9 protein-coding genes are annotated in these 8,785 nt (G+C 65.8%); 4 read left to right on the forward strand and 5 right to left on the reverse strand.

Annotated elements, in window-relative coordinates; translation table 11 throughout:
- Positions 1–2: 2 nt before the first annotated feature.
- Genes hydA through A5906_RS14000 form a run of 5 tightly spaced genes read right to left on the reverse strand, consistent with a single transcriptional unit; the run spans position 3 to position 4,774 of the window.
- Positions 3–1,412, reverse strand: a complete 1,410-nt coding sequence (hydA, locus tag A5906_RS13980; RefSeq protein ID WP_080136098.1) for a dihydropyrimidinase — start codon at positions 1,410–1,412, stop codon at positions 3–5.
- An 11-nt stretch (positions 1,413–1,423) separates the two neighbouring features.
- Positions 1,424–2,155 (reverse strand): maleate cis-trans isomerase family protein, encoded by a 732-nt coding sequence (locus A5906_RS13985; RefSeq protein WP_080135776.1) that lies wholly within the window; start codon positions 2,153–2,155, stop codon positions 1,424–1,426.
- 9 nt (positions 2,156–2,164) lie between these two features.
- Positions 2,165–2,935 (reverse strand): ABC transporter ATP-binding protein, encoded by a 771-nt coding sequence (locus A5906_RS13990; RefSeq protein ID WP_080135777.1) that lies wholly within the window; start codon positions 2,933–2,935, stop codon positions 2,165–2,167.
- Positions 2,935–3,786 carry an ABC transporter permease gene (locus A5906_RS13995; protein ID WP_080135778.1) on the reverse strand — a complete coding sequence of 284 codons (852 nt, stop codon included), beginning with the start codon at positions 3,784–3,786 and terminating at the stop codon, positions 2,935–2,937. The genes A5906_RS13990 and A5906_RS13995 overlap by 1 nt, the downstream gene beginning before the upstream one ends.
- The gene (locus A5906_RS14000; protein WP_080135779.1) at positions 3,770–4,774 is read right to left on the reverse strand and encodes an ABC transporter substrate-binding protein; all 1,005 of its coding nucleotides are present in this window, start codon (positions 4,772–4,774) and stop codon (positions 3,770–3,772) included. The genes A5906_RS13995 and A5906_RS14000 overlap by 17 nt, the downstream gene beginning before the upstream one ends.
- Positions 4,775–4,973: 199 nt before the next feature.
- On the opposite strand from A5906_RS14000, the gene A5906_RS14005 reads away from it, so the two are divergent.
- From A5906_RS14005 to A5906_RS14020, 4 genes are all read left to right on the forward strand, one after another.
- Positions 4,974–5,684 (forward strand): GntR family transcriptional regulator, encoded by a 711-nt coding sequence (locus A5906_RS14005; protein WP_080135780.1) that lies wholly within the window; start codon positions 4,974–4,976, stop codon positions 5,682–5,684.
- 3 nt (positions 5,685–5,687) lie between these two features.
- Complete coding sequence (locus A5906_RS14010; RefSeq protein WP_080135781.1) at positions 5,688–6,437, forward strand: aspartate/glutamate racemase family protein; 750 nt, start codon at positions 5,688–5,690, stop codon at positions 6,435–6,437.
- Between the two features lie 106 nt (positions 6,438–6,543).
- Positions 6,544–7,638 (forward strand): ABC transporter ATP-binding protein, encoded by a 1,095-nt coding sequence (locus A5906_RS14015; RefSeq protein ID WP_080136100.1) that lies wholly within the window; start codon positions 6,544–6,546, stop codon positions 7,636–7,638.
- A gap of 30 nt (positions 7,639–7,668) precedes the next feature.
- Positions 7,669–8,715 carry an ABC transporter substrate-binding protein gene (locus tag A5906_RS14020; RefSeq protein WP_080135782.1) on the forward strand — a complete coding sequence of 349 codons (1,047 nt, stop codon included), beginning with the start codon at positions 7,669–7,671 and terminating at the stop codon, positions 8,713–8,715.
- The last annotated feature ends 70 nt before the right edge of the window (positions 8,716–8,785 follow it).

The following is an 8,785-nucleotide window of genomic DNA, read 5'->3' on the forward strand; positions in this document are numbered from 1 at the left end:
GCTCACACCAGGCTCGATTTGCCGCGACTCAGCACCTCGCCCGCGCCCTTGTCGCCGACGATCCTGCCCTGCTCGTAGACGACGCGGCCCCGCGCGATCGTCGTGACCGGCCAGCCGGTGACGTCAAAGCCTTCCCACGGCGTGTAGTCCGCGCCGTGGTGCAGGTCGGCCTGCTGGATCTTCTTCCTCAGCTTCGGATCCCACAGCACGACATCGGCATCGAAGCCGACGCCGATCGAGCCCTTGCGCGGATAGAGGCCGTAGATGCGGGCATGGTTGGTCGCGGTCAGCTCAACGAACTTTTGCAGACTGATGCGGCCCTTCGAGACGCCTTCGGAGAACAGGACCGGCAGCCGGGTCTCGACGCCGGGAATGCCGTTCGGCACCCAGCGGAACGAGGTACGCGCATTTGGCGTCAGCTTGCCCTTGGGATCGTCGTAGCGGAACGGGCAGTGATCGGACGAGAAGGTCTGGAACACGCCGGTCGTGATGCCTTCCCAGATCGCCTGCTGGCTTTCGGCATCGCGCGGCGGCGGCGAGCAGACATACTTTGCGCCCGTGATGTCCATGTTCAGGCCCTTCATGTCGTCGGCCGTCAGGGTGATGTATTGCGGACAGGTTTCCGCATGCACGGGCAGACCGCGCTGCTGCGCCCAGCGCACCTGCTCCATCGCCTCGCGCCCCGAGACGTGCACGATCATGATGGGCACGCCGATCACCTCGGCATGGCTGATGGCGCGGTGCGTCGCCTCGCGCTCGACCGCCTGCGGCCGCGAGGTGCCGTGATAATAGGGCGCGATGTGGCCCTCGCGCTCGAGCTTGCTGGTGAGGAAGCGGATGGCGTCGTAGCCCTCGCAATGAACCATCACCAGCGCCTCCTCGCGGCGCGCGACCTCGAACACCTCGAGCAGCTGCTTGTCGCTGAGCACGAGATCGTCATAGGTCATGAACACCTTGAACGAGGTGTAGCCGTCCTTGACGAGCGCCGGCAGCTCCTGCCCGAGCACGACCGCGGTCGGATCGGAGATGATGAGGTGGAAGGCGGTGTCGATGTAGCACTCGCCCTCGGCGAGCTTGCGATAGTTCTCGACGCAGGTTCGGAGCGAGGTGCCCTTCTCCTGCAGCGCGAAGGGCAACACCATGGTGTTGCCGCCGGCTGCGGCTGCACGCGTCGCCGAAGCAAAATCGTCGGCCATGACGACGTCGGGACCCGAGGCTTGCGAGATGTGGACATGGCTGTCGATGCCGCCCGGCAGCGCCAGCAGGCCCGTGGCGTCGATCTCGCGCACCGCCCCCTCGATGCGCTCGGCGATGCTGACGATGCGGCCATCGCGAATGCCGATATCGGCGCGAAACTCGTCGCTGGCCGTCACGATGGTGCCGCCGCGAATGGCGAGATCGAGCTGGGTCACTTGCGTCTCCGTCACTTGATGACCGCTGATGTCTGGAATATCCGGCCCCACTGCGCAAGGGCCCTGATGTCGCCGCCGGCAAGCTCAAGGCTCCGCCACAGCGTCACCGCGACCGAATCGAGCACCGCAATATTCAGCTCTCGCTCCAGCGAGGCCGCAAGCGCCGCGCCGTCGAGATTGGTACAGAGGATGACGATGGCGTCGGCGCCCTCGGCCGCCACAGCGCGGATCATGTCCGCAATCGCCGAGGGCTCAACCTCGCCAAAAGAGAAATTGTCGCGCAGGCCCAGATGCCGCTCGGCATGCGGGGCGATCCCCTCCTCGGTCCAGACCTCGCCGATCCGCCGCTGCACGTCGTCGGTGTAGGGCGAGACCAAGCCGACACGCCTGGTGCCGAGCGCGCGGGCGGCATCGATGCAGGCGAGCGTCGATGTCGTCGCCGGCACGCTTGTGCGCGTCGTGATCGCCTCGCACAGGCTTCGGTCGCGGCCGATGCCGAGCCAGCTTGCGGAGGTGCCATTCCACGCGATCGCGTCGACCTTGGCATCGGCCAGCAGGTCCGCGGCCGGCAGCAACACGGAGGCATCGAACTGGCTCAGCGCGGCAGCATCGAGCGCGATCTCGGTGACGCGGAAGCGCGAGAAATGTGCGGTGACGCCGGAGGCGCCTGCCAGCATGGCGCTGGTGACGGGCTCCAGCACCGAGTTGGAGGACGGCGTGATCATGCCGAGACGTTTGCGCATGTCGATACCTTACGACGCCTGCGCGAGCCGAGTCGACTCCTCCCGGATCAAAGCCAGGATGTGGCGCTTGGCGTCGTTGAACTCCGGGCCGGTGATGTCGCGCGGTCGCGGCAGGTCGAAATTGACGGCCTCGCGGATCCGGCCCGGCCGCCTCGTCATCACCACGATCTTGTTGCCGAGCACCAGTGCCTCGTCGACGCTGTGTGTGACGAACACGATGGTGCAGCGGCGCTTCTGCCAGATCGCGACCAGCTCCTCCTGCATTTCGAGCTTGGTCTGGGCGTCCAGCGCCGCGAACGGCTCGTCCATCAGGATCACGCTCGGGTTCATCAGCAGGGCGCGGGCGATGCCGACGCGCTGGTTCATGCCGCCGGACATCTCGGAGGGATGGTGATGCTCGAAGCCACGCAGGCCGACGAGATCGATGAACTCCATGGCCCGAAGTTGCCGCTCGGCCTTGGCGACGCCCTTGAGCTTGAGGTGGAAGGCGATGTTGTCGATCGCCGTCAGCCACGGCATCAGGGTCGGCTGCTGGAACACGACGCCACGGTCCGAGCCCGGCCGCTCCACCTGCTTGCCGTCCACCAGCGTGCGGCCGCTCGTCGCCTGCTCGAAGCCGGCAATGATGTTCAGGAGTGTGGACTTGCCGCAGCCGGACGGGCCGAGCAGGCACACGAAATCGTTGGCCTCGATGTCGAGATTGATGTTGTCCAGCGTCAGGAGGCCGCGCCGCTTGTCGGAAAACACCTTGACGATGTTGCGAAGCTCGATTGACGCCATCAGCCCGCCCTACCCTGCACGGTGGTGGTCTGCTGCCAGCGCAGCGCGTGCGCCATGATCGCCTTGAGGCCGAGGTCGGAGAGATAGCCGAGCAACCCGATCGAGATCATCGCCGCCAGCACGATGTCGTAGCGCAGGAAATAATAGGAATCCCACAGCACATAGCCGAGGCCGCTCTTGACCGCGACCATCTCGGCCGTGACCGTCAGCATCCAGGCCGAGCCGACCGCGATGCGCAAGCCCGCAAAGATCGAGGGCAGCGCCGCCGGCAGCACGATGTCGGTCAGCATCTGCCGTCCGTTCGCGCCCATCATCGCGCCGGCGCGTACGAGATTGTGGTCCACGGTTTTCACGCCATGGATGCTGTTCATCAGCACGGGAAAGAAGGCGCCGAGGAAAACGAGGAAGATCGCCGGCTTGTCGGCGATGCCGAACCAGATGATCGCCAGCGGAATCCAGGACACCGGCGGGATCGGGCGCAGCATCTGCAGCGTCGGCTCCAGCGTCTTCTCGAACAGGCGCGACCAGCCGATCGCAACCCCGGCGAGGATGCCGAAGAGGCTCGCCAGCGCGAAGCCGCCGAACACACGAAGCGCGCTGGCGAGCGCATCGCGCAGCCAGTGCCCGGAATAGGTCTGGGTGGTCTCGTCGAAGCCGAACACCCAGTCGCCGAGCGCGTGCAGCACCGCACTCGGCGCCGGCAGCAGCGCGGGCGGCAACATGCCGCTGCGGGCAAATGCCTCCCAGCCCGCGATCAGCAGCGCCGGGACAATGAGGCGTTCAAGCCCCTGGAAGGCCCGCGTCAGCCGAAACGCGCCCCTTGCAGGCGAGACGTCAGTAACCGAGGTCATTCTTGGCCTTCCCCGTGGCCTGCTCCAGGAACGAATAGTCCATGTTCTTCTCCGCTTCCGCGGAGACGTCCTTCGAGATGTATTTGAGGTCGCGCATCATCGCGGCGATCGCCAGCGTCTGCGAGCGATGGATCGCAGGATCGGGCGAGGCATTCTTCAGCGCCTCGGTCGCCACATTCCTGTCGAGGCCGGTGAGCTTGTTGATGACCTCGATCCACGGCCCCTTGTCGGTGATCAGCTTGTTGTCGAGCTCGACCACGGCGCTGACGACGCCCTGGACGCCGGCGCGCTGGCTCGCAACCACGTCGGAACGGGTGACGATCAGATTGGTCAGATTGCCCGCGGCCTGCTCGTACGGCAGCACAAAATGCTTGCCGGCGCCGGCGAGCCGGATCTGCGAGGCAAACGGCTCGACCGAGCAGATCATGTCAACCTCGCCGCGCTGAAGCGCCGCGAGATGGTCGGATGGATTGGGGATGTTGATGAACTGGATGTCCTTGTTGGGGTCGACACCCTGCTTGAGGAACGCGCCGCGCATATGGATGTCCTGCGCATTGCCGCGAGACGCTGCGACCTTCAGCGGCTGACCGTCGCTCTTCGCCTTCGCAACAGTCGTCTTGAACGTGGCCCAGTCCTCAGGTGGCAGGCTCAGCTTCGCGGAGGAGAGACATTCCGAGCCGCCGTTGATCTGGCCCGATACGGCGACGACGTCGAAACCTTTGTCGAGCGCGGTGATGTAGTGGAGATAGGTCACCTGCGCGACGTCAATGCTCTTCGACACGAGCGCAGTGAGCACGTCATTGCCCGAGTTGAAGCCGGTGGCCTCGACCTCGACGCTCTTCGCCATGCCCGGGATCAGCGACATCGGCAGGCAGTGCGCGCATTTGGCGTAGCCGAGCTTGATCTTCGGGGCTTGCGCCGAGGCGAGATCGCTGCCGCCAAACATCGCCGCCATCACCACGAGGCCCAGTCGCAAACCCGTCCGCATCGCTCACTCCGTTTCGAAGGCGCGCGATCTCGCGCGTCGGACACGATCATCCGCCGCCCTCAGCCGCAGCGCAATCCAGTTTTTGCATGCTGCATACAATTTGCGCGCTATGCCATTGTTTTCAGCTATATAGGTCGATATTTTGGGCAGCCACAAGGGCCGGTAAGCGGCTAGGATAAGCGAAAGCAGTGAGGCACGCGTGCAGCCAAAATCGGAAGCGCCGAAGGGACGAAAGTCGCCCAAGCTCAAGCGCATGGGCCTGCATGAGCGCGCCGCCGCGCGGATGCGGACCATGATCATTCGCGGCGAGCTGCCGCCGGGCTCGCAAACCCAGGAAACAAAACTGTCGAAGGAGCTCGGCGTGTCGCGCACGCCGCTGCGCGAGGCCATGAAGGTGCTCGCTGCCGAAGGCTTGATCGAGCTTCGTCCCAATCGCAGCCCGCGCATTGCCGATATCGCGGTCGAGGACATCTCGGAATTGTTCGAGGCCCTCGCCGGTATCGAGCGTCTCGCCGCGGAGCTTGCCGCGGAGCGCGCCACCGAGCGCGATCTCGCGCGCCTGCGCACGCTGCAGACCCGCATGGAGGGTCATCACCGCAACGGCAAGCTCGACGATTATTTCGCCATCAATGGCGAGATCCACAACACCATCGTACGCATGGCCCGCAACACGCCGCTGCGCGAGGCCCATGAGACGCTGATCTCCCGCGCCGAACGCGCGCGCTATCTCGCGCTCGGCGCCAACAGGCGCTGGAGCAATTCGGTGGACGAGCACGCCGATATCCTGGCCGCGCTCGAAGCCCGCGACGGCGACGCGGCCGGCCGCCTGCTCGGCGCGCACGTCGCGCGCACCGGCACGGCGCTGCTCGAAGTCCTCGCGACGTCGCAGCCGAAGCAGACGGCGGCCTGAACCATGAAGCTGCTGCTGCTCAACCCCAACACCAGCACCACAGTCACCGACCTGATGCTGGGTGTCGGGCAGCGCGGCGCCGCACCCGGCACCGAGATCATCCCCTGCACCGCGACCCGCGGCGTACCCTACATCGCGACGCGCACCGAGGCGCAGATCGGCGGCGCCATCGCATTGGAAATGCTGGCCGAGCAGCACAAGAAGGTCGACGCCGCGATCATCGCGGCCTTCGGCGATCCCGGCCTGTTCGCGGCGCGCGAGACCTTCGACATTCCCGTGGTCGGCATGGCGGAAGCCGCGATGCTGACCGCCTGCATGGCCGGACGGCGCTTCGCCATCGTCACCTTCGCCCAGGCGCTGGGGCCCTGGTACGAGGAGTGCGTCCGCGCCCATGGGCTGTGGGAACGCTGCGCCGGCATCCGCATGCTCGATACGCCCTTTCAGGCGATCTCCGAGGTCGGCACCGAGAAGGAAGACGTGCTGGTCGAGCTCGCGCAGTGCGCCATCGTCGAGGACGAGGCCGACGTGCTGATCTTTGCGGGCGCCCCGCTCTCGGGTCTTGCCGAGCGTGTCGCCGACCGGATCCCCGTCCCTGTGGTCGATCAGGTCATCGCCGCCGTGAAGCAGGCCGAGGCGCTTGTCGCGCTGCGGCTGCGCAAGGCGACGGCGGGCACGTATCGCCGGCCCGCTGCGAAACCGACCATCGGTCTTGCCGAGCCGCTCGCCGCCCGGCTCGAGCATCGCGACAGCTGATCAGAGCGGCGGCCGGCGATGCGAAATGTTCAATCCATATTCGATCGCAAGGCCGGAACAGGGCACGAGACTTGCTTTCTCCTTTGGGGCAACGGGAGGCAATATCATGGCTGAAACGCAAGGCGGCCGGTCGCTCGTCGTCGATGCGGTCACCCACCGGTATCCGAGTGGCGCGCTTGCGGTCGAGAACATCAATCTCGACATCAAGGGCGGCGAGATCATCGCCCTCCTCGGCCCGTCCGGCTGTGGCAAGACAACGCTCTTGCGCATCATCGCCGGCTTCATCGCGCAGACGCAGGGGCGCATCATCATCGGCGACGACATCGTCGATGCGCTGCCGCCGAACAAGCGCGCGGTCGGCATCGTGTTCCAGAACTACGCACTGTTTCCCCATCTCAGCATCAGCGAGAACGTCGCCTATGGCCTCGCCGCCCGCGGCATCGACAAGGCGACGCGCCAGCGCGAGGCACAGCGCCTCCTCGAGCTGGTGCAACTCCCGGCCATGGCCGAGCGGCTGCCGCGGCAGCTTTCCGGCGGCCAGCAGCAGCGCGTCGCGCTCGCCCGCGCGCTCGCGATCAAGCCGTCGATCCTGCTGCTCGACGAGCCCTTCGCCGCCCTCGACAAGAATTTGCGTCTCGATATGCAGATCGAGGTCAAGCGGCTGCAGCGCGTCTCCGGTATCACCACGTTGATCGTGACGCACGACCAGGAAGAGGCGCTCTCGATGGCCGATCGTGTCGCCGTGCTGAGCCATGGCAAGCTCGAGCAGTTCGGCTCGCCGTCCGACGTCTACGACCGTCCGGAGACCCTGTTCGTCAACACCTTCGTCGGCTCCACCAACCGCATGCCCGGTGTCGTGGTCACGGCCGATCGTACCGCCGCCAAGGTCCGGCTCGATGCCGGCGCCGAGATCATCGCACGTCCCGCGGGCGGTACGCTCAGCGAGGGTGGCCGCGTCACCGTCTGCATTCGGCCCGAGCATCTGCAATTCGTCGGCGACGAGACCGGGTTTGCCGGCGTGGTCGGCATGTCGCTGCCGCTGGGCGCCACCGTCGTGCATGAGGTCACCACTGCCGACGGCTCCGGCGTCAAGGTCTCACAGGCACGCATCGGCGAGACGCGCGCGCTGGAGAACGGCGCTGCGGTGCGCCTCGCGCCGCTAGCCCCATCGCTCGCCAATGCCTTTCCCGCAACGCTTTAGATCCAGTTTTTGTCCAGAGGGGAGTTCGACATGATCATGAACCGCCGCAGCCTGCTGACCACCGCGCTCACACTCGGCGCCATGAAGGCGTTTCCGGGGCTGAGCTACGCCCAGGCCCGCCCGCTGGTGTTTGCGACCTTCACCGGAAGCTGGGAGGAAGCCCACAAGGCCGTGCTGGTGCCGGCGTTCCGGAAAGCCAACGCGGACGCCGCGATGGTGCTCGATCCCATGCTCTCGGTCGACCAGATCGCAAAGGTCAACGCCGCCAAGGCCAATCCGCCGATCGACGTCATGCTGCACGATCCCGGCCCCGCCCTCGTCGCCATCGGCCAGGACCTGGTCGAGCCCTATCCGGTCGAGAAGAGCGCGTATTACAAAGACCTGATCACTGAAGCGCAGGAGCCGATGGGCCCCGCCCCGTTCTTCCAGGTCGTCGGCCTCACCTATAATCCGGAAGCCGTCAAGACGCCGCCGACCTCATGGGCCGATCTGTGGAAGCCGGAGTTCAAGGGCCGCGTCGGCATCACCAATCTCAACTCGACGCTCGGCACCGGCTGGCTGGTCGAGATCGCCAAGATGCGCGGCGGCTCCGAGGCCAACGTCGATCCCGGCTTCAAGGCGCTTGAGGAGCTGAAACCCAATCTCGCGGCGGTCGCGGCCAATCCCGGCGCGCTCGCCACCCTGTTCCAGCAGGGCCAGATCGACATCTCGCCCGGCAATTTCAACGCCATCCAGATCCTGAAAGCGCGCGGCGTGCCGGTCGAGTTCGTGGCACCGAAGGAGGGCGCCATCGCCTTCAAGACCACGATCCACATCGTCAAGAACTCGCCGAATCGCGAGCTCGCCTTCAAGCTGATCGAGGCGGCGCTGACGCCGGAGGTGCAGACCACGCTGATGAACCCGCCCTACCTGATCGTGCCGACCAATTCCAAGGTGACGATGGGTGGCGAGATCGCGCGCGTGCTGGCCAAGGACACCGCCGAGCTGAAGCAGAAATTCGTGTTCCAGGACTGGAAGAAGATCAACGAGCAGCGCTCGGCCTGGATCGAGCGCTTCAACCGCGAGATCAAGATTTAAAAATGAAAAGGCAGCAGGTTGAAGCGCAAGAGCAGCAACGGGCTCGCTCCGCCTCTCCCGCTTGCGGGAG

Origin of the sequence: Bradyrhizobium sacchari, assembly GCF_002068095.1 — a bacterium.
GTDB classification, from domain to species: domain Bacteria; phylum Pseudomonadota; class Alphaproteobacteria; order Rhizobiales; family Xanthobacteraceae; genus Bradyrhizobium; species Bradyrhizobium sacchari.

Coding starts and splice junctions, on each gene's coding strand:
- A5906_RS14015 (WP_080136100.1), top strand. CDS start 6,544: ATGGCTGAAACGCAAGGCGGCCGGTCGCTCGTCGTCGATGCGGTCACC.
- A5906_RS14020 (WP_080135782.1), top strand. CDS start 7,669: ATGATCATGAACCGCCGCAGCCTGCTGACCACCGCGCTCACACTCGGC.
- A5906_RS14000 (WP_080135779.1), bottom strand. CDS start 4,774: ATGCGGACGGGTTTGCGACTGGGCCTCGTGGTGATGGCGGCGATGTTT.
- A5906_RS13985 (WP_080135776.1), bottom strand. CDS start 2,155: ATGCGCAAACGTCTCGGCATGATCACGCCGTCCTCCAACTCGGTGCTG.
- A5906_RS14010 (WP_080135781.1), top strand. CDS start 5,688: ATGAAGCTGCTGCTGCTCAACCCCAACACCAGCACCACAGTCACCGAC.
- A5906_RS13995 (WP_080135778.1), bottom strand. CDS start 3,786: ATGACCTCGGTTACTGACGTCTCGCCTGCAAGGGGCGCGTTTCGGCTG.
- A5906_RS13990 (WP_080135777.1), bottom strand. CDS start 2,935: ATGGCGTCAATCGAGCTTCGCAACATCGTCAAGGTGTTTTCCGACAAG.